Genomic DNA, 19,547 nt, shown 5'->3' with positions numbered 1-19,547 from the left:
CCCGGCGGGGCGGACGGTAGAGACGGACGACGGCACACGGCTCCGGGCCGCCGACGACAGCGCGGCACCTCGCCGCGCTGTCGGAACGCCCCGCAAAAACACGCCCTACGGCGCGTCCGCGTCGGGCCCGGCCAGCTCCGCCCCGTACGGGGGCTCCGCCCCCGTACGGGAACACGTGACCGCCGCCGCCCGGGCCGCGAAACGGAGCACCTCGCGCCAGTCCTCGGCGCCGAGCGTGGCCGACGCACGCGCCGAGAGGACGTCCCGCAGGGCCAGGCCGTACAGCAGCGCGGCGCTCACCGTGTCACCGGCGCCAATGGTGTCCACGACGTCCACCGGGACGGCCGGCACGGAGACCTCCGTCCCGTCGGGCGTCCATACGGTCAGTCCGTCCGCGCCCCGGGTCAGCACCACCGCCGCCGGTCCCCGCGTCCGCCACTCCTGGGGGGAGCCGCCGAGCCAGGCCGCGTCCTCCTCGGACAGCTTCAGCAGCGACACGTACGGCAGCCAGCCCGCGAACCGGGCGCGATACGCCGCCGCGTCCGGGATCAGACCCGGGCGGACATTCGGATCGAGAAGGGTGAGCAGCCCCCGCCCGGCCTCGCGCCGCAGCAGCTCCTCGTAGGCGCTCGCGCCCGGCTCCAGGACCAGCGAGCAGGTGCCCAGAGCGAGTGCCCGTGCGGAGGCGGGCAGCGCGGGCGGCAGCTCGAACAGCCGGTCCGCGCTGCCCTCCGCGTAGAAACCGAAGCCGGCCGAGCCGTCCGCGCCGAGCGAGGCGACCGCGAGAGTGGTCGGCTCGGGGCCGCGCTGCACGAGCGAGGTGTCGACCTCCGACGCCAGCAGCCCGCGCAGCAGCGCCTCACCGAAGCCGTCGGTGGAGATGCGGGAACAGAAGCCGGTCCGCGCCCCCAGTCGGCCGAGGGCGACCGCGGTGTTGTACGGCCCCCCGCCGAGCCGTGGCAGCAGTGGGGGCAACGGGGCGCCGGGGTCCCCGGCGGCCTCCTGCGGCACCAGGTCGATCAAGGACTCTCCGGCGACGACGATCACCGGCCGAACCTAACCCATACCGGCCGGCCGGAGCCATGGGGACGGCCCCCGGCCGGCCGCCGGAACGGCCCCGGTATCGTCGCGTATGTCGTCGGCACGGCCTGCCCCGGCCCGCCCGACACCGACACCGCCCCCTGCCCAGTGGAGACACCATGCCCGGCCAGCCCGCCCCTCGCCGTACCGTGCTGAAGGGCGCCGCGCTCGCCGGCGCGGCCGGACTGGGGCTGGCGGCGTGTTCCACCGAGTCGAAGCTGGGCCACGCCCAGAACCCCACGCCGACCGCCCCCGTCGAACTCGGCGCGGCGGACGCCATCCCCGTCGGCGGCGCCAAGCTCTACCGGGAGCAGCGGCTGGTCGTGAGCTGCCCCGCGGAAGGCGTGTACAAGGCGTTCAGCGCGCAGTGCACCCACGCGGGCTGTCTCCTGGAGAAGCTGGAGGGCACCATCGGCGACTGTCCCTGTCACGGCAGCCGCTTCGACGTCACCACCGGGCAGGCCGTCCAGGGCCCCGCGACCGTGCCGCTGCCCGAGGTCCCGGTCCGGGCCGACGGTGGCAGACTCGTCGCCGGTCCGAACACCTGAGCCGGTCCCGCGCCCGTACGGGACGTGCCGCGGCGAGCCCGCCGCGACGGGGCGGTCCGCCCAGGTCCGCAGGCGGGTGCGAGCCCCGGACGAATCACCGGCGCGTCCACACTGTCGGTGCCCGCAAGTAGGGTGGACGGCATGGCCGACCCCTCCAGCTACCGCCCCAAGCCGGGACAGATCCCCGACTCGCCGGGGGTCTACAAATTCCGCGACGAACACCGCAGGGTGATCTACGTCGGGAAGGCGAAAAGCCTGCGTCAGCGGCTCGCCAACTACTTCCAGGACCTGACGAGCCTGCACCCGCGCACCCGCTCCATGGTCACCACCGCCGCCTCCGTCGAGTGGACCGTCGTCTCCACCGAGGTCGAGGCACTGCAGCTCGAATACTCCTGGATCAAGGAGTACGACCCCCGTTTCAACGTCAAGTACCGCGACGACAAGAGCTATCCCTCTCTCGCGGTCACGCTGAACGAGGAGTTCCCGCGGGTCCAGGTCATGCGCGGCGCCAAGAAGAAGGGCGTGCGGTACTTCGGACCGTACGGACACGCCTGGGCCATCCGCGAGACGGTTGATCTGATGCTCCGTGTCTTTCCCGTACGGACCTGCTCCGCCGGGGTGTTCAAGAACGCGGCGCGGACCGGCCGGCCGTGTCTGCTCGGCTATATCGGGAAGTGCTCCGCGCCCTGCGTCGGCCGGGTCACCGCCGAGGAGCACCGCGAACTGGCCGAGGAATTCTGCGACTTCATGGCGGGACGCACCGGCGCCTACATCCGCCGCCTCGAACAGCGGATGACCGAGGCCGCCGAGGACATGGAGTACGAGAAGGCGGCCCGGCTGCGGGACGACATAGGCGCGCTGCGCCGCGCGATGGAGAAGAACGCGGTCGTGCTCGCCGACGCCACCGACGCGGATGTCGTGGCCGTGGCCGAGGACGAGCTGGAAGCCGCCGTGCAGATCTTCCATGTCCGCGGCGGCCGGGTCCGCGGCCAGCGCGGCTGGGTGACCGACAAGGTCGAGGCGGTCGACACGGCGGGCCTCGTGGAGCACGCGCTCCAGCAGCTCTACGGGGAGGAGAGCGGCGACGCCGTGCCCAAGGAGGTCCTTGTCCCGGCCCTGCCCGAGGACACGGACGCGGTCGCCCAGTGGCTCAGCGGGCGCCGCGGGTCGCAGGTGTCGCTGCGGATTCCGCAGCGCGGCGACAAGAAGGACCTGATGGCGACGGTCGGGCGGAACGCCCAGCAGGCCCTCGTCCTGCACAAGACCAAGCGCGCCAGCGATCTCACCACCCGCTCCCGGGCGCTGGAGGAGATCACCGAAGCCCTCGGCCTGGACAGCGCGCCGCTGCGGATCGAGTGTTTCGACATCTCGCACCTTCAGGGCGACGACGTCGTGGCCTCCATGGTGGTCTTCGAGGACGGGCTCGCCCGGAAGAGTGAGTACCGCCGCTTCCAGATCAAGGGGTTCGAGGGTCAGGACGATGTCCGGTCGATGCATGAAGTGATCACTCGTCGCTTCAGGCGCTATCTCCAGGAGAAGGAGAAGACGGGCGAGTGGCCGGAGCAGCCCGAGCCGGAGACCGTCGTCGGGCCTCCGGGTGACTCCCCCGAGGAGTCGCTGCCCCTGGCCGGTCCGCTCGCGGTGCCGCTCGTCATACCTCCCGCCGGGCCTCTGACCGTGCCGGCGGCCGGTGCCACGGCGGTCGCCGGGCCTGCCGTGGCGGCCCGGACGGGCACCCCCGTCGAGGACGACGGGGGCCCCAAGCGCTTCGCCTACCCGCCCCAGCTCGTGGTCGTGGACGGCGGACAGCCGCAGGTCGCGGCCGCCAAGCGGGCCCTCGACGCGCTGGGCATCGACGATGTCGCCGTCTGCGGTCTCGCCAAGCGTCTGGAGGAGGTCTGGCTGCCCGAGGACGACGACCCGGTGGTACTGCCCCGCTCCAGCGAGGGCCTGTACCTCCTGCAGCGCGTACGGGACGAGGCGCACCGCTTCGCCATCACCTATCAGCGGGCCAAACGGGCCAAACGCATCAGGACCAGCCCGCTCGATGACGTCCCCGGCCTCGGTGAGTCGCGGAAGCAGGCGCTCATCAAGCATTTCGGCTCGGTGAAGCGGCTGCGGCAGGCGACAATCGAGCAGATCTGCGAGGTGCCGGGGCTGGGCCGCAAGACGGCCGAGTCCGTGGTCGTGGCCCTGGCCGAGGCGGCCCCGGCGGCACCCGCCGTGAACACGGCAACAGGAGAGATCATGGAAGACAACGGGGGCAGCACGCATGACTGAGCACAACCGGGACGGAGCAGGGCACGTGAGTACGGGCACCTCCAAGGAGGCCGGTGAGGCCGTCGACGCGGCCATTCCCGAGCTGGTGATCATCTCCGGTATGTCGGGCGCGGGGCGCAGCACCGCGGCCAAGTGTCTGGAGGACCTCGGCTGGTTCGTGGTGGACAATCTGCCGCCCGCGCTGATCCCCACCATGGTGGAGCTGGGCGCGCGCTCGCAGGGCAATGTGGCGCGGATCGCCGTGGTCGTCGACGTCCGGGGCCGGCGGTTCTTCGACAACCTCCGCGAGTCGCTCGCCGATCTCGACGCCAAGCAGGTGACCCGGCGGATCGTCTTCCTGGAGTCCTCGGACGAGGCGCTGGTCCGCCGCTTCGAGTCCGTCCGCCGGCCGCACCCGCTCCAGGGGGACGGCCGGATCGTCGACGGTATCGAGGCCGAGCGCGATCTCCTGCGCGAACTGCGCGGCGACGCCGATCTGGTGATCGACACCTCCAGCCTCAACGTCCATGAGCTGCGCGCCAAGATGGACGCCCAGTTCGCCGGAGACGAGAAGCCGGAGCTGCGGGCCACCGTCATGTCCTTCGGCTACAAGTACGGGCTGCCGGTCGACGCGGACCTGGTGGTGGACTGCCGCTTCCTGCCCAATCCGCACTGGGTGCCCGAGCTGCGTCCCTTCACCGGGCTCAACGAGGAGGTGTCCGCGTATGTCTTCAACCAGCCGGGCGCCAAGGAGTTCCTCGACCGCTACACCGAGCTGCTCCAGCTCATCGCCACCGGATACCGCCGCGAGGGCAAGCGCTATGTGACCGTCGCGGTGGGCTGTACGGGTGGCAAGCACCGTTCCGTCGCCATGTCCGAGAAGCTCGCCGCGCGCCTCGCCTCCGAGGGCATCGAGACCGTGGTCGTCCACCGGGACATGGGGCGCGAGTGACCGGACGCACCTTCCGTATGCGTCGGCTGCGCCGGGGCGCGCCCGCGCTGTCGGCGCGCGGGCGCGGTGCCCAGCCCAAGGTGGTCGCGCTCGGCGGCGGCATGGGTCTGTCCGCGTCCCTCGCCGCGCTCCGCAGGATCACCGGCGATCTCACCGCCGTGGTCACCGTCGCCGACGACGGCGGCTCCAGCGGCCGGCTCCGCGAGGAGCTGGGTGTCCTGCCGCCGGGCGATCTGCGCAAGGCGCTGGCCGCGCTCTGCGGCGACGACGACTGGGGCCAGACCTGGGCCCGGGTGATCCAGCACCGCTTCCAGTCCCAGGGCGACCTGCACGAGCACGCGGTCGGCAATCTGCTGATCGTCGCCCTGTGGGAACAGCTCGGCGACCATGTCCAGGCCCTGGACCTGGTCGGCAAGCTGCTCGGCGCGCACGGCCGGGTGCTGCCCATGTCCGCCGTGCCGCTGGAGCTGCAGGCGCTCGTACGGGGGCACGATCCGGCGCGGCCCGACGAGGTGGACACCGTCCGGGGCCAGGCCACGGTCGCGCTGACCCGGGGCGAGGTGCAGTCCGTCCAGGTGGTGCCGCACGACCCGCCGGCCGTTCCCGAGGCCGTCGCCGCGGTGATGGACGCCGACTGGGTGGTGCTCGGCCCGGGCTCCTGGTTCTCCTCGGTGATCCCGCATCTGCTGGTGCCCGAGCTGCTCGACGCGCTCGTCGAGACCAAGGCCCGCCGGGTTCTCTCCCTGAACCTCGCGCCGCAACCCGGTGAAACCGATGGCTTCTCACCGCAGCGTCATTTGGAGGTTTTGGGGCGACACGCCCCTAAACTCGCCCTGGACGTGGTGCTGGCCGACGAGGCCGCCGTGCCCGACTGCGAGTCACTCGCCGATGCCGCGAAACGGTTCGGCGCCGCGGTCGAGCTGGCGCCGGTGGCCGCGCCAGACAGCTCCCCGGTCCACGATCCGGAGCTGCTGGCAGCCGCGTACGACCGTATTTTTCGGATGCATGGAAGGATCGGCCCATGGCGATGACGCCAGCGGTGAAAGACGAGATCGCCCGCCTCCCCGTCACCCGGACGTGCTGCAGGAAGGCGGAGGTCTCGGCGATCCTTCGGTTCGCGGGCGGGCTGCACCTGGTGAGCGGCCGCATTGTGATCGAGGCGGAGCTGGACACCAGCATCGCCGCGCGCCGGCTCCGCAAGGACATCCTGGAGATCTTCGGGCACAACTCGGAGCTGGTGGTGATGGCTCCGGGCGGACTGCGCCGCGGCAGCCGGTACGTCGTACGGGTGATTACCGGCGGCGATCAGCTCGCCCGGCAGACCGGACTGGTCGACGGCCGCGGCCGTCCGATCCGGGGTCTGCCACCCCAGGTGGTCTCCGGTGCCACCTGTGACGCCGAGGCGGCCTGGCGCGGCGCCTTCCTGGCGCACGGTTCGCTCACCGAGCCCGGCCGGTCCTCCTCGCTGGAGGTGACCTGCCCCGGTCCCGAGGCCGCTCTCGCGCTGGTCGGCGCGGCCCGCCGGCTGCAGATCGCCGCCAAGGCCCGCGAGGTGCGCGGGGTGGACCGGGTCGTCGTACGGGACGGGGACGCGATCGGCGCGCTGCTGACCCGGCTCGGCGCGCACGAGTCGGTGCTGGCCTGGGAAGAGCGCCGGATGCGCCGCGAGGTCCGGGCCACGGCCAACCGCCTGGCCAACTTCGACGACGCGAATCTGCGCCGCTCCGCCCGCGCGGCGGTCGCCGCGGGCGCCCGGGTGCAGCGCGCGCTGGAGATCCTCGGCGAGGAGGTGCCCGAGCACCTCGCCGCCGCGGGCCGGCTGCGCATGGAGCACAAGCAGGCGTCCCTGGAGGAGCTGGGCGCGCTCGCCGACCCGCCGCTCACCAAGGACGCGGTCGCGGGCCGGATCCGCCGGCTGCTGGCCATGGCCGACAAGCGGGCGCAGGATCTCGGGATTCCGGGCACGGAGTCCAATCTCAGCGAGGAACTCGCCGACGGACTTGTCGGCTGAGACCGTCTTCGTCCCAACTGCCTGCTGCCGGCGCCGAATAGGTGCTGGCAGCAGGCATTTTGCCGTCACATGGCGCACCCTTGACATGATCATGGAGCATCGCCAGCCTGGCGTCTGTCCACGGATGTGGCAGACAACGGCAAGGGGGGCACATGAGACGCAGAGCGAGATCGATCCTCGCGGCGGGCACACTGCTGCTGGGCGGCCTGGCGGCGGTGCCGACAGCTCAGGCGCAGTCGGGAACGGGCGGCGAGCCGGCCGCGGACGCGGTGCGGGTCTTCGAGGCCCAGGTCACCAAGGAGCAGATACCCCTGCTTCTCGCGGCGGGCCAGGACGCCCACGAATTCGCCGAACGGGCCCCGGAGAAGGGGACGGCGGACATCGAGCTGTTCCTCACCGGAGCCCAGGCGCGCGCCCTGGAGAAGCAGGGTGTCGAGGTCACCGAGCGGAAGGTCGCGGCCAAGGCCGGGGCCCGGCAGCGGGCCGCGGGCGACGGGGTCTTCCGCCCGTACAGCGGCAGGGGCAATCTCCAGGAGGAGATCGTCAGGACCGGGCAGGCCAACCCGCGCATCGCCAAAGTGGTCTCCATCGGCAAGACCGTCAAGGGCCAGGACATACTCGCCCTGAAGCTCAGCAAGGGCGCGCGGACGACCAAGGACGGAGCCAAGCCGTCCGTGCTGTACATGTCCAACCAGCACGCCCGGGAGTGGATCACTCCCGAGATGACCCGCCGGCTGATGCACCACTTCGTGGACAACTACGGCAAGGACCGCCGGATCACGAAGATCGTCGACTCCACCGAGCTGTGGTTCGTCCTCTCCGCCAACCCGGACGGGTACGACTACACGCACAGCGACGAGAGCGCCAGGCTGTGGCGCAAGAACCTCCGGGACGTCGACGGCGACGGGGCACTCACCTCGGCCGACGGTGTCGACCTCAACCGGAACTTCGGCTACAAGTGGGGCTACGACGACGAGGGCTCGTCGCCGCGGTCGGCCAGTGAGACCTACCGGGGCGCCGGCCCGAACTCCGAGCCGGAGACCCAGGCGATCGACCGCTTCGAGAAGCGCATCGGCTTCGACTACGGCATCAACTACCACTCCGCCGCCGAACTGCTGCTCTACGGCGTGGGCTGGCAGGTCGCCACCCCGACACCGGACGACGTGCTCTACGAGGCGCTCGCCGGCACCCCCGAGAACTCCGCGATCCCCGGCTACTACCCGCAGGTCTCCTCCGAGCTGTACACCACCAACGGTGAGGCCGACGGCCACGCGGCGAACGTCAACGGCACGATGATGTTCACCCCGGAGATGACCACCTGCCAGACCGCCTCCGCCATCGATCCGGCGGACGCCTGGGAGGCACGCGACTGCCAGTCCGGCTTCAACTTCCCCGACGACGAGAAGCTGATCCAGGACGAGTTCGCCAAGAACCTGCCCTTCGCGCTCTCCGTCGCCGAGACCGCCGGCCACCCCGACCAGCCGTCCTCCTCGGTCGGTCTGACGGCGCCCGACTTCACGCTCGACCCGTTCACCACCTCGTACGCGCGCGGCGCCGACCAGCAGGTCGCCGTCACCGCCCGCAAGTCGGTCCGGGACAAGGAGCTCAACTACCGGATCAACGGCGGCCGTACCCGCGACGAGGACCTCACGGCGTGGAAGGGCGGCGAGACCTACGGCGGTGAGGACAACCTCCACTTCGACGAGTACCGCGCCGAGGTCGAGGACGCGGATCCCGGCGACACGGTCGAGGTCTGGTTCACCGGACGGACCAGGAGCGGAAAGTCCACGGCGAGTGATCACTTCACCTACACCGTCGCCGAACGCCCCCGCGCCGACACGCTCGTGATCGCCGAGGAGGGCGCACCCGCTCAGCAGACCAGGGCGTACACCGACGCCCTGCGGGCCAACGGCCGCACCGCCGTCGTCTGGGACGTCGCCGCCCAGGGCGCGCCGCATCCGCTGGGGGTCCTCTCCCACTTCGCCACCGCCGTCCACTACACCGGTGCCGTGGCACCGGGCGGGGACACCCAGCTCGCCGTGCGCGACTTCCTCAACGAGGGCGGCAAGCTGATCGAGGCCGGAGAGCAGGCCGGCGGCAACGCCCAGGTCGGGCGGGCCGCGACCAATGACTTCAGCCAGTACTACCTCGGCGCGTACGGACGTACGTCCACCAGCGGGGCCACCGGATTCACCGGCGCCGGCGCGCTCTCGGGAGCCGGCGGACCGCTCGGCGCGGCGCCCGGCAATCCGCTGAACGCGGCAGGCGCCTACACCGTGACCTCGGACACTCTGGACCCCGAGACCTATCCGCAGTTCAAGAGCGCCCAGGGAGGTTCGTACACCGGGATCGTCAACCCGTACGCGCCGTACGAGGGCCAGTGGATGGCCGCGGCCACCCATCAGGACGACGACTGGCGGCGCCTCAGCCGCACCGTCGACCTCACGGGCGTCACCGCGGCCCAGCAGCCCGAACTCCGCTTCGCGCTCAACTGGAACACCGAGCCGGGCTACGACCACGCGGTCCTGGAGGCCCACAGCTCCGGCGCCGAGGACTGGACCACACTCCCCGAGGCCGGCGGTGCGAGCAGCTCCGCGGTACCGGACGAGTGCGAGGCCGGATTCTTCCTGGCCGACCACCCGTTCCTCGGCCACTATCTGACGCTCGGGTCCGACACCTGCTCCGCGACCGGCACCAGCGGTGCCTGGAACAGCCTCACCGGCAGCTCGAACGGCTGGAAGCAGGTCGCCTTCGACCTCAGCGCCTACGCCGGCAAGAAGGTGGAGCTGTCGCTCAGCTACATCACCGACCCCGGCAGTGGCGGCCGTGGCGTGTTCGCGGACAACGCGCGGCTGGCCGTGGGCGGCGTCGAGCAGGAGTCCGAGGGCTTCGAGACCTCGCTGGGGGTGTGGACCACTCCGGGAGCACCGGAGGGCAGCCCGTCCGTGGCGGGTGACTGGGCGCGCTCCCAGGAAGCCTTCAAGGCATACGCGTCGGTCACGACGCGCGACACCGTGCTGCTCGGCTTCGGCCTGGAGCACGTGCAGGACGCGGAGCGCCGCGCGGCGGTGCTGGGCAAGGCCCTGCGGGCGCTGCGCCACTGATCCGCACGTCCTTATGTCTGTACGTACGCCGGTGACCGCGGCGTAGCGGCGGCCCGTACCCCTACCGATGGGTACGGGCCGCTGTCGGCTCGCAGGGGCGCTCGATGTCACCTCGCGCTCTGCGGAGAGGTAGGGTCATAAGCGGTCGGGGACATCCCATACAGCTCGCCGGCGTCGAAACCCGGCGTACCAACGAGGAGATCGGTTCGTGACGATCCGCGTAGGCATCAACGGCTTTGGCCGCATCGGTCGTAACTACTTCCGCGCGCTGCTGGAGCAGGGTGCAGACATCGAGATCGTGGCTGTCAACGACCTGGGTGACACTGCGACCACGGCTCACTTGCTGAAGTACGACACCATCCTGGGCCGTCTCAAGGCCGAGGTGACCCACACCGCCGACACGATCACGGTCGACGGCCACACCATCAAGGTGCTCTCCGAGCGCAACCCCTCGGACATCCCGTGGGGCGAGCTGGGCGTCGACATCGTCATCGAGTCGACCGGCATCTTCACCAAGAAGGCCGACGCCGAGAAGCACATCGCGGGCGGCGCGAAGAAGGTCCTCATCTCGGCTCCGGCCAAGGACGAGGACATCACCATCGTGATGGGCGTCAACCAGGAGAAGTACGACGCGGCCAACCACCACGTCATCTCCAACGCCTCCTGTACCACCAACTGTGTGGCGCCGATGGCCAAGGTTCTCCTGGAGAACTTCGGCATCGTCAAGGGCATGATGACCACGGTCCACGCCTACACGAACGACCAGCGCATCCTTGACTTCCCACACAAGGACCTCCGCCGCGCGCGTGCGGCCGCCGAGAACATCATTCCGACCACCACCGGTGCCGCCAAGGCCACCGCGCTGGTGATCCCGGAGCTGGCGGGCAAGCTCGACGGCATCGCGATGCGCGTCCCGGTCCCGACGGGCTCCGTCACCGACCTGGTCGTCGAGCTGGAGCGCGAGGTGACCAAGGACGAGGTCAACGCCGCGTTCCAGAAGGCGGCCGAGGGCCAGCTCAAGGGCATCCTGGACTACACCGAGGACCAGATCGTCTCCTCGGACATCGTCAACTGGCCGGCCTCCTGCACCTTCGACTCCTCCCTGACCATGGTCCAGGGCAAGAGCGTCAAGGTCATCGGCTGGTACGACAACGAGTGGGGCTACTCCAACCGTCTGGTCGACCTGACCGTCTTCGTCGGCGGCCAGCTCTGATTCAGGGCAGGTAAGGCACCTCGATGTGAGTGACAGGGCTCGGTCGGCGCGCAGCGCGCCGTTCGAGCCCTGTCGGCCTGTCCAGACCTTCCAAGGAGTCCAGCAGTAGATATGAAGACGATCGACGAACTTCTCGCCGAAGGGGTCGCAGGAAAGCGGGTATTCGTCCGCGCCGACCTCAATGTGCCGCTCGAACAGGGCACCGGCAGCGCAAGGATCACCGACGACGGCCGCATCCGCGCCGTTCAGCCGACCATCGCCACGCTCGCCGAGGCCGGCGCGCGGGTGATCGTCGCATCCCACCTGGGCCGCCCCAAGGGCGCCCCGGACCCCGCCTTCTCGCTCGCTCCGGCCGCCGCCCGCCTCGGTGAACTCCTCGGCGCCGACGTGGCGTTCGCGACCGACACGGTCGGCGAGTCGGCCAAGTCCGTGGTCGCGGGCCTCACCGACGGCCAGGTCGCCGTCATCGAGAACCTCCGCTTCAACCCCGGCGAGACCTCGAAGGACGACGCTGAGCGCGGCGCCTTCGCCGACCAGCTCGCCGGACTGGCCGACCTCTATGTCGGCGACGGCTTCGGCGCGGTCCACCGCAAGCACGCCTCGGTCTTCGACCTCCCGGCCCGCCTGCCGCACGCCGCCGGCCATCTGATCGCCACCGAGGTCGCCGTCCTCAGGAAGCTCACCGACGACGTCAAGCGGCCGTACGCGGTCGTCCTCGGCGGCGCCAAGGTCTCCGACAAGCTCGGGGTCATCGACCACCTGCTGGACAAGGCCGACCGCATCCTGATCGGCGGCGGCATGCTCTTCACCTTCCTCAAGGCGCAGGGGCACGAGGTCGGCTCCTCGCTTCTCCAGGAGGACCAGATCCCGGCCGTCCAGGAGTATCTGGAGCGGGCCAAGGAACACGGTGTGGAGTTCGTGCTCCCCGTGGACGTCCTGGTCGCGCCGGAGTTCCCGGACCTCAAGACCAAGGCCCCGGCGCACCCCACCACGGTCGCCGCGGACGCCATGCCGGCCGGACAGCTGGGTCTGGACATCGGTCCCGAGACCCGCGCGCTCTACGCCTCGAAGCTCGCCGACGCCGGCACCGTCTTCTGGAACGGCCCCATGGGCGTCTTCGAGCACCCCGACTACGCCGAGGGCACCCGCGCCGTCGCCCAGGCGCTCGTCGACTCCCCGGCCTTCTCGGTCGTCGGCGGTGGCGACTCCGCCGCGGCCGTCCGGATCCTGGGCTTCGACGAGAAGGCTTTCGGCCATATCTCGACCGGTGGCGGCGCGAGCCTCGAATACCTCGAAGGCAAGACGCTTCCCGGCCTCGCCGCACTGGAGGACTGACCCTTTTATGACTGCTTCATCCGAAAAGGCCGAACGCAAGCCGCTGATGGCGGGCAACTGGAAGATGAACCTCAACCACCTTGAGGCCATCGCGCACGTCCAGAAGCTCGCCTTCGCGCTGGCCGACAAGGACTACGACGCCGTCGAGGTCGCCGTCCTGCCGCCCTTCACCGACCTGCGGTCCGTGCAGACACTGGTCGACGGCGACAAGCTCAAGATCAAGTACGGTGCCCAGGACGTCTCGCAGCACGATTCCGGTGCCTACACCGGCGAGATCTCCGGCTCCATGCTGGCCAAGCTCAAGTGCGCCTATGTCGCCGTCGGACACTCCGAGCGGCGCCAGTACCACGCCGAGACGGACGAGGTCTGCAACGCCAAGGTCAAGGCCGCGTACCGGCACGGCCTGACGCCGATCCTCTGTGTCGGCGAGGGCCTGGACGTACGCAAGGCCGGCGAGCAGGTCGCGTACACCCTGAGCCAGCTCGACGGCGGGCTCAAGGACGTCCCGGCCGACCAGGCCGAGTCCATTGTGATCGCTTACGAGCCGGTGTGGGCCATCGGCACCGGCGAGGTCGCCACTCCGGAGGACGCCCAGGAGGTCTGCGGAGCGATCCGCGGGCGGCTGGCGGAGCTGTACTCGCAGGAGCTGGCCGACAAGGTCCGGATCCAGTACGGCGGCTCGGTGAAGTCCGGGAACGTCGCCGCGATCATGGCCCAGCCGGATGTGGACGGTGCCCTGGTGGGCGGCGCCGCGCTGGACGCCGAGGAGTTTGTCAAGATCGTCAGGTTCCGCGACCAGTAAGTATGCGGTAGCACGGATCCGTCGTACCCTTGCGGGGGCCGAGTCGGCATGATGTCAGGTGTCGGCCGGCCCCCGTTGTCCGTAGGCCTGCCACTCCGGTCAGTCCTGTCTGTCCTGTCAGTCCCGTCCGTCCGAGGAAGTTGGTCCAGCCGTGGTTCTGGGGTTCTCGATCGCCCTCATCATCTTCAGCCTGCTGCTGATGCTTCTGGTGCTGATGCACAAGGGCAAGGGCGGCGGCCTCTCCGACATGTTCGGTGGCGGAATGCAGTCGTCCGTCGGTGGTTCCTCTGTCGCCGAGCGTAACCTCGACCGCATCACCGTTGTTGTGGGTCTGCTGTGGTTCGCGAGCATTGTCGTCCTTGGTCTGGTCCTCAAGCTGGACAGCTGACCTCAGGTACGGTACGGCGGCGCGGGCGCGGCCTATCATGAGGTTCGGCGCTTCGCGGCGGGGGTAACTCCCTTCACTGGAAGCGCGTTGGGCCTTACGTAGACTGGGGCGCCCGGCAGCGGAGCTGCCTATCGATGCTTTGCGGCACCATCACGCAGGGAGTTACGACCGTGGCAAGTGGCAACGCGATCCGGGGAAGCCGGGTCGGAGCGGGGCCGATGGGTGAGGCCGAGCGTGGCGAGTCCGCGCCCCGCCTGCGCATCTCCTTCTGGTGCTCCAACGGGCACGAGACGGTGCCGAGCTTCGCCAGTGACGCACAGGTTCCGGAGACGTGGGACTGCCCGCGCTGCGGATTCCCGGCCGGTCAGGACCGGGACAATCCCCCGGACCCGCCGCGCACCGAGCCGTACAAGACGCATCTCGCCTATGTGCGGGAGCGGCGCAGCGACGCCGACGGCGAAGCGATTCTCGCCGAGGCGCTCGCCAAGCTCCGCGGCGAACTCTAAGAGCCGCCCCGTCGTCCCTGGCGGGTGCGCGGGACAGCGGAACACCACACGGGCCGTGCCCGGGATGTGTACCGGCGGTCCCGCCGGGCCCGCGTCTCCGTACTCTTCCGTATCGCGGTATCGGCATCGCAGTATCGGCGTAATTTTTGCTCCGGCCGGACACCCACGGGTGTCCGGCCGGAATGCTTTTGCTCCCGCGCGGTCCCGGAGCGGCTCGCGCCGGTGCCCGACTCCATCGGCCGCCGTGGCCGCACTGTCAGTGGCATCCCCTACGGTCCTGGAGCAGTGACCGAAAGGGGGAGTTGTGACGGCTGTCGACTCGGTGTCGGTGGGGGCGCCGGCCTGGCGCGGAGGGTTCGGCCGGCTCTGGTCGGCGGCGGTGGTCTCGCGGTTCGGTGACGCGCTGCGGACGGCGGCCGTGCCGCTGCTCGCAGCCTCGCTCACGGACGACCCGCTGCTGATCGCCTCGGTGACGGCCTGCGGCTATCTGCCGTGGCTGCTGTTCGGGCTGCTCGGCGGGGCGGTCGCCGACCGGGTCGACCAGCGAAGGGCGATGTGGGGCGTCGATCTGGCGCGGGCCGCGCTGATGGCGGCCTTCGCGGCGGCCGTGGGGCTTGGCCATGCCTCGATCGCGCTGCTGCTCGCGCTCGCCTTTGTGCTGACCACGCTGCAGACCCTGTTCGACAACGCCGCCACGGCCCTGCTGCCCTCCCTGGTGCCGCACGAGGCGCTGGGCAGCGCCAACGCCCGGCTGATGACCGGACAGCAGATCGCCGGCGGCTTTCTGGCGGCTCCGCTGGTGCCCGCGCTGCTAGTGGCGGGCGCCGCGGTGCCATACGCGGCCGATGCCCTGACCTACGGGCTGGCGGCGCTGCTGATCGCCTCATTGCGGGCCGAGCCCCCGGCGCGGACGCCCAGGAAGGCGGGCGCCACGCTGAGAGGGGAGATCGCCGACGGTGTGCGTGTCCTGTGGCGGGACCGTACGCTGCGCGGGCTGTGCACGGCGACCACCCTCTGCAACATCGGGATGGGCGCGCTGATCGCGACCTTGGTGCTGCATGTCACAGGCTGGCTCGGCGCGGGAAACAGCGGCTACTCGCTGACCATCGCGGCCTACGGGGTGGGCAGCGTGGTGGGCGGGCTGCTGGCCAAGCGGCTGTCCCGGTGGACGGGCCGGGTGCGCGCCATGTTCCTGGCCGGAGCCGTCCAGACGGGCTGTCTCCTGGTGCTGGGCACCGTCCGTGAGACCGCGGCGGCGATCGTCTGCCTCGGGGTTTTCGGTGTCTTCGGCATGGTGTGGAACGTCAATCAGGCCACCTTGACGCAGGAGCGCAGTCCCGCGGAGATGCTGGGCCGGATCAGCTCGGCCTTCCGTACGCTCGCGGTCGGCGGGGCACCGCTCGGCGCGCTGCTGGGCGGCGCGGCGGCCGCCGGATGGGGCCTGAACACACCCGCGCTGCTGGCCGCCGGACTGTTCGTGCTCGCCGTCGCGTCGTTGTCGTTTCTGATCAATTAGGTTGGAGACGCAGCAGGGCATGCACGCAGGCACGAGAAGAAGTGGGCTGATGTCCGAAATGAACGCAGGAAGCCGTACCAGGCTCAACCGGATGCCCGAGTGGAGCGCGCTGGGCAAACACCGTGAGCAGTTGGGGGCGACACATCTCAGGGAGCTGTTCGCCGCCGACGCCGGACGCGGCACCGCCTACACCCTCCGGGTGGGCGATCTCCACCTGGACTACTCCAAGCACCTGGTGACGGACGAGACGCTGGCGCTGCTGCGCGAGCTGGCCGGGGCCGCCGGGGTGGCGGAGCTGCGGGACGCGATGTTCCGCGGCGATAAGATCAACACCACCGAGGACCGCGCGGTGCTCCACACCGCGCTGCGCGCCCCGCGTGACGCCGTCATCGAGGTGGACGGGCAGAACGTCGTGCCGGCGGTGCACGCCGTGCTCGACAGGATGAGCACCTTCTCCGACCGGATCAGGTCCGGGGAGTGGACCGGTCACACCGGCCGGCCGATCAAGAACGTGATCAATGTCGGTATCGGCGGTTCCGATCTCGGACCGGCGATGGCGTACGAAGCGCTCCGGTCCTTCACCGAGCGGGAGCTGACGGTCCGTTTCGTCTCGAATGTCGACGGCGCCGACCTCCACGAGGCCGTGCGGGATCTCGACCCGGCCGAGACGCTGTTCATCATCGCCTCGAAGACCTTCACCACGATCGAGACCATCACCAACGCCACCTCCGCCCGTGACTGGCTGCTGAGCGGTCTCCAGGCCGGCCAGGAGGCCGTCGCCAAGCACTTCGTGGCTCTCTCCACCAATGCCGAGAAGGTCTCCGAATTCGGCATCGACACGGCCAACATGTTCGAGTTCTGGGACTGGGTCGGCGGGCGCTACTCGTTCGACTCGGCCATCGGTCTCTCGCTGATGATCGCGATCGGCCCCGCCCGGTTCCGCGAGATGCTCGACGGCTTCCACCTCGTCGACGAGCACTTCCGCACGGCGCCCCCGGAGGCCAACGCCCCCCTGCTGCTGGGCCTGCTGGGTGTCTGGTACGGATCGTTCTTCGACGCCCAGACGCACGCCGTCCTCCCGTACAGCCACTACCTGTCGAAGTTCACGGCGTACCTCCAGCAGCTCGACATGGAGTCCAACGGCAAGTCCGTGGACCGGGACGGCAATCCGGTCGACTGGCAGACCGGGCCGGTGGTCTGGGGCACGCCCGGCACCAACGGACAGCATGCCTACTACCAGTTGATCCACCAGGGCACCAAGGTCATCCCGGCCGACTTCATCGGCTTCGCCCGGCCCGTCGCCGGTCTGCGGCCCGGTCTGGCCGCGCAGCACGACCTGCTCATGGCCAACTTCTTCGCCCAGACCCAGGCGCTCGCGTTCGGCAAGACGCCCGAGGAGGTGCGGGCCGAGGGAGTCCCCGCGGACCTGGTGCCGCACAAGACGTTCCGCGGCAACCACCCGACCACCACCATCCTCGCCGAGGAGCTCACCCCGTCCGTCCTGGGCCAGCTCATCGCGCTGTACGAGCACAAGGTGTTCGTCCAGGGCGCCGTCTGGAACATCGACTCCTTCGACCAGTGGGGCGTCGAACTCGGCAAGGTCCTCGCCAAGAAGATCGAACCGGTGCTCACCGGGGACGAGCCGGACGAGCCGCTGGACAGCTCCACCTCGGCGCTGGTCTCCACCTACCGCTCGCTGCGCGGTCGCTGAGCCGATGGGTGAGGGGGGACGACGGCTGCGACCGCCGAACAACACACTGGACAGGCGCGCCATCGGCTGGTGGCGCGCGCAGTGGCTGCTGCTGACCGTCGTCCCCGTGGGGACACTGGCCGCGCTGGGGGCGTTCATCGCCTCCGCGCGGCCCTGGCTCCTGCTGTCCGCCGCGGCCCTCGCGGTGCTCGGTCTGGCCTGTGCGGCGGCGGTGCCCGTGTGGTGGTTCAGGCTGCACCGCTGGGAGGTGACGGACGAGGCGGTCTATGTCCGCACCGGACTCCTGCGCCAGGAGTGGCGGATCGCGCCGATGTCCCGGATCCAGACCGTGGACACCGTACGCGGACCGCTGGAGCAACTGTTCAGGCTCTCCACGGTGACGGTGACGACCGCGTCCGCCAAGGGCGCGGTGCACATCGAGGGGCTCGACCACGAGCTGGCCGCGGAGCTGGCCGAGCGGCTGACACGGATCACCCGGGCCACCCCCGGTGATGCCACATGACCGAGGGGACGAGCCCGCCGGGGCCCCCGGACGAGGGATGGCGGCGGCTCGACCGGCGGACCCTCCTGGTGACCGCGGCGGTCATGGCGGGCGTCGCCCTGAGCGCGAGTGTGCCGACCGCCATCGGCCTCGCGGGCGGCATGCCGGTCCCCAGGGCGATAGCCCTGGTACTGGCCGGGGCCGTGCTGCTGATCGTCTGCGGCACGGGCGGGGACTACGTCCGGTGGCGGCGCACCCGCTATCGCACAGGACCCGAGCGCGCCGAACTCCACACGGGCCTGTTCCTGGTCAAGCGCCGGTCGCTGGCCCGGGAGCGGATCCGCACCGTCGATCTGACGGCCGACCCGCTGCTGCGCGTACTCGGTCTGGTGAAGGTCCGCATAGGCACCGGGGAGCACTCCGGCGGTGAGTCCACGCTGGAACTCGACCCGGTCACCAGGGCCGAGGGCGAACGCCTCCGGACGGAACTCCTCGACCACACGAACGACATCTCCGGAGCCCGGCACGAGGGCACGCTGGCGGTGCTGGACCCCGGCTGGATCCGGTACGCCCCGATATCCTTTCTCGCCCCGCTGCTCGGGGGAGCGGCGGTGGGCGGCCTGTTGCAGGTCAGCGAGTGGTTCGGGGTACAGACGCGGGTGATCGACTGGGTGGGTGACCGCCTGCGCGGCATCCCGCTCGGCTGGGCGGTCGCGATACTCGTGGGCGCGGCCCTGCTCGCCGGTGTCGTCGGCGCGCTGGGCCTGTGGATCGAGATGTGGTGGAACTACCGGCTGGAACGCGAGCCGGGCGGCACCCTGCGGGTCCGCCGGGGGCTGTTCACCTCCCGCTCGGTCTCCGTCGAGGAGCGGCGGCTGCGGGGTGTGGAGCTGGTCGAGCCGCTCGGCGTCCGGCTGGTCGGCGCGGCCCGACTGGACGCGATCGCGACGGGGCTCGTCCATGACGACGAGGACAAGCACGCCGACCACAAGAATCTGCTGCCCGCCGCGCCGCGCGCGGTCGTGGACGCGGTGGCCGCGCGGGTGCTGCGTGAATCCGCTTCCCCGACGCGGACGGCCCCGCTCACCGCGCACCCGCCCGCCGCCCGTGCCCGCAGGCTGCGCCGGGCCCTGGCCGTCGCGCTGACGCCGGTCGCGGTCCTCTCGGCCCTCGGGCTGCTGCTGCCCGGCGGCCGGCCGGCCGGGGCCCTGCTGTACGCGGCGGCGGCGAGCGCCGTGATCCTGCCGCCGGCGGCCGTACTGCTGGCCCTTGACGCCTACCGCAGTCTGGGCCACGGCCTCAGCGGCGGCTATCTGGTGGCCCGCTCGGGATCGCTGCGGCGCACGACGGTCGCTCTCCAGCGCGGCGGCGTGATCGGCTGGACGGTCCGGCAGTCGTACTTCCAGCGGCGGGCGGGCCTGCTCACACTGACGGCCACGACGGCCGCGGGCGAGGGCGCGTACCACGTCCATGACACGGCGCGGGACGAGGGCCTGGCCTTCGCGGAGGAAGCCGTTCCCGGGCTGCTGAAGCCCTTCCTGGAGCCGGGGGAGCGATGACCGGCCCGGGGCGGGCCCCCGGCGAACGCACCGCGGCCCGGACATCCCGAGGGACATGCCGGGCCGCGGTGCGTTCGCGGTG

Annotated in this window: 16 protein-coding genes; 15 read left to right on the top strand and 1 reads right to left on the bottom strand. The window is 70.7% G+C overall.

Annotation, left to right across the window (positions count from 1 at the left end):
• Window positions 1-105: 105 nt before the first annotated feature.
• Window positions 106-1,047, bottom strand: a complete 942-nt coding sequence (locus tag ABZ707_RS00635; protein ID WP_360165435.1) for a carbohydrate kinase — start codon at window positions 1,045-1,047, stop codon at window positions 106-108.
• Window positions 1,048-1,199: 152 nt separating this feature from the next.
• On the opposite strand from ABZ707_RS00635, the gene ABZ707_RS00630 reads away from it, so the two are divergent.
• The 15 genes from ABZ707_RS00630 to ABZ707_RS00560 all read left to right on the top strand — a co-directional run bounded on the left by ABZ707_RS00630 (window position 1,200) and on the right by ABZ707_RS00560 (window position 19,465).
• On the top strand, window positions 1,200-1,628 hold the full coding sequence (locus ABZ707_RS00630) for a Rieske (2Fe-2S) protein (protein ID WP_360165433.1): 429 nt from the start codon (window positions 1,200-1,202) through the stop codon (window positions 1,626-1,628).
• A gap of 141 nt (window positions 1,629-1,769) precedes the next feature.
• The gene (uvrC, locus tag ABZ707_RS00625; protein ID WP_360165430.1) at window positions 1,770-3,908 is read left to right on the top strand and encodes an excinuclease ABC subunit UvrC; all 2,139 of its coding nucleotides are present in this window, start codon (window positions 1,770-1,772) and stop codon (window positions 3,906-3,908) included.
• Window positions 3,901-4,839 carry an RNase adapter RapZ gene (rapZ, locus tag ABZ707_RS00620; RefSeq protein WP_360165427.1) on the top strand — a complete coding sequence of 313 codons (939 nt, stop codon included), beginning with the start codon at window positions 3,901-3,903 and terminating at the stop codon, window positions 4,837-4,839. The genes uvrC and rapZ overlap by 8 nt, the downstream gene beginning before the upstream one ends.
• Window positions 4,836-5,870 carry a uridine diphosphate-N-acetylglucosamine-binding protein YvcK gene (gene yvcK, locus ABZ707_RS00615; protein ID WP_360165424.1) on the top strand — a complete coding sequence of 345 codons (1,035 nt, stop codon included), beginning with the start codon at window positions 4,836-4,838 and terminating at the stop codon, window positions 5,868-5,870. Before rapZ ends, yvcK begins: the two co-directional genes overlap by 4 nt.
• A complete protein-coding gene (gene whiA, locus ABZ707_RS00610; RefSeq protein WP_046495602.1) occupies window positions 5,861-6,850 on the top strand; it encodes a DNA-binding protein WhiA in 990 nt (329 codons plus the stop codon). Before yvcK ends, whiA begins: the two co-directional genes overlap by 10 nt.
• A 152-nt stretch (window positions 6,851-7,002) precedes the next feature.
• Complete coding sequence (locus ABZ707_RS00605) at window positions 7,003-9,954, top strand: M14 family zinc carboxypeptidase (protein ID WP_360165421.1); 2,952 nt, start codon at window positions 7,003-7,005, stop codon at window positions 9,952-9,954.
• Between the two features lie 208 nt (window positions 9,955-10,162).
• Window positions 10,163-11,167, top strand: coding sequence for a type I glyceraldehyde-3-phosphate dehydrogenase (gene gap / locus ABZ707_RS00600; protein WP_360165418.1), 1,005 nt, complete (start codon window positions 10,163-10,165; stop codon window positions 11,165-11,167).
• Window positions 11,168-11,278: 111 nt separating this feature from the next.
• The gene (locus tag ABZ707_RS00595) at window positions 11,279-12,502 is read left to right on the top strand and encodes a phosphoglycerate kinase (protein ID WP_360165415.1); all 1,224 of its coding nucleotides are present in this window, start codon (window positions 11,279-11,281) and stop codon (window positions 12,500-12,502) included.
• A gap of 7 nt (window positions 12,503-12,509) precedes the next feature.
• A complete protein-coding gene (gene tpiA / locus ABZ707_RS00590) occupies window positions 12,510-13,304 on the top strand; it encodes a triose-phosphate isomerase (RefSeq protein WP_360165413.1) in 795 nt (264 codons plus the stop codon).
• Between the two features lie 151 nt (window positions 13,305-13,455).
• Window positions 13,456-13,692, top strand: a complete 237-nt coding sequence (gene secG, locus ABZ707_RS00585) for a preprotein translocase subunit SecG (protein ID WP_319680340.1) — start codon at window positions 13,456-13,458, stop codon at window positions 13,690-13,692.
• 170 nt (window positions 13,693-13,862) lie between these two features.
• Window positions 13,863-14,198, top strand: a complete 336-nt coding sequence (locus ABZ707_RS00580) for an RNA polymerase-binding protein RbpA (RefSeq protein WP_078854845.1) — start codon at window positions 13,863-13,865, stop codon at window positions 14,196-14,198.
• 304 nt (window positions 14,199-14,502) lie between these two features.
• A complete protein-coding gene (locus ABZ707_RS00575; protein WP_360165409.1) occupies window positions 14,503-15,714 on the top strand; it encodes an MFS transporter in 1,212 nt (403 codons plus the stop codon).
• A 58-nt stretch (window positions 15,715-15,772) separates the two neighbouring features.
• The gene (gene pgi / locus ABZ707_RS00570; RefSeq protein WP_360166901.1) at window positions 15,773-17,425 is read left to right on the top strand and encodes a glucose-6-phosphate isomerase; all 1,653 of its coding nucleotides are present in this window, start codon (window positions 15,773-15,775) and stop codon (window positions 17,423-17,425) included.
• 4 nt (window positions 17,426-17,429) lie between these two features.
• Entirely contained in the window at window positions 17,430-17,927 is a 498-nt protein-coding gene (locus ABZ707_RS00565; protein WP_360165406.1) for a PH domain-containing protein, read from the top strand.
• The gene (locus tag ABZ707_RS00560; protein ID WP_360165403.1) at window positions 17,924-19,465 is read left to right on the top strand and encodes a PH domain-containing protein; all 1,542 of its coding nucleotides are present in this window, start codon (window positions 17,924-17,926) and stop codon (window positions 19,463-19,465) included. Before ABZ707_RS00565 ends, ABZ707_RS00560 begins: the two co-directional genes overlap by 4 nt.
• Window positions 19,466-19,547 lie beyond the last annotated feature (82 nt).

Origin of the sequence: Streptomyces sp. NPDC006923 (assembly GCF_040635655.1) — a bacterium.
In the GTDB taxonomy this organism is placed as follows: domain Bacteria; phylum Actinomycetota; class Actinomycetes; order Streptomycetales; family Streptomycetaceae; genus Streptomyces.
The sequence above is the reverse complement of the archived record's forward strand: the minus strand, read 5'-3'. Positions and strand labels throughout refer to the sequence as shown.

Excerpts from the sequence above, each read along its gene's own strand:
- ABZ707_RS00630 (WP_360165433.1), top strand. The coding sequence starts at position 1,200 with ATGCCCGGCCAGCCCGCCCCTCGCCGTACCGTGCTGAAGGGCGCCGCG.
- uvrC (WP_360165430.1), top strand. The coding sequence starts at position 1,770 with ATGGCCGACCCCTCCAGCTACCGCCCCAAGCCGGGACAGATCCCCGAC.
- rapZ (WP_360165427.1), top strand. The coding sequence starts at position 3,901 with ATGACTGAGCACAACCGGGACGGAGCAGGGCACGTGAGTACGGGCACC.
- whiA (WP_046495602.1), top strand. The coding sequence starts at position 5,861 with ATGGCGATGACGCCAGCGGTGAAAGACGAGATCGCCCGCCTCCCCGTC.
- ABZ707_RS00605 (WP_360165421.1), top strand. The coding sequence starts at position 7,003 with ATGAGACGCAGAGCGAGATCGATCCTCGCGGCGGGCACACTGCTGCTG.
- ABZ707_RS00595 (WP_360165415.1), top strand. The coding sequence starts at position 11,279 with ATGAAGACGATCGACGAACTTCTCGCCGAAGGGGTCGCAGGAAAGCGG.
- tpiA (WP_360165413.1), top strand. The coding sequence starts at position 12,510 with ATGACTGCTTCATCCGAAAAGGCCGAACGCAAGCCGCTGATGGCGGGC.
- pgi (WP_360166901.1), top strand. The coding sequence starts at position 15,773 with ATGAACGCAGGAAGCCGTACCAGGCTCAACCGGATGCCCGAGTGGAGC.
- ABZ707_RS00565 (WP_360165406.1), top strand. The coding sequence starts at position 17,430 with ATGGGTGAGGGGGGACGACGGCTGCGACCGCCGAACAACACACTGGAC.
- ABZ707_RS00560 (WP_360165403.1), top strand. The coding sequence starts at position 17,924 with ATGACCGAGGGGACGAGCCCGCCGGGGCCCCCGGACGAGGGATGGCGG.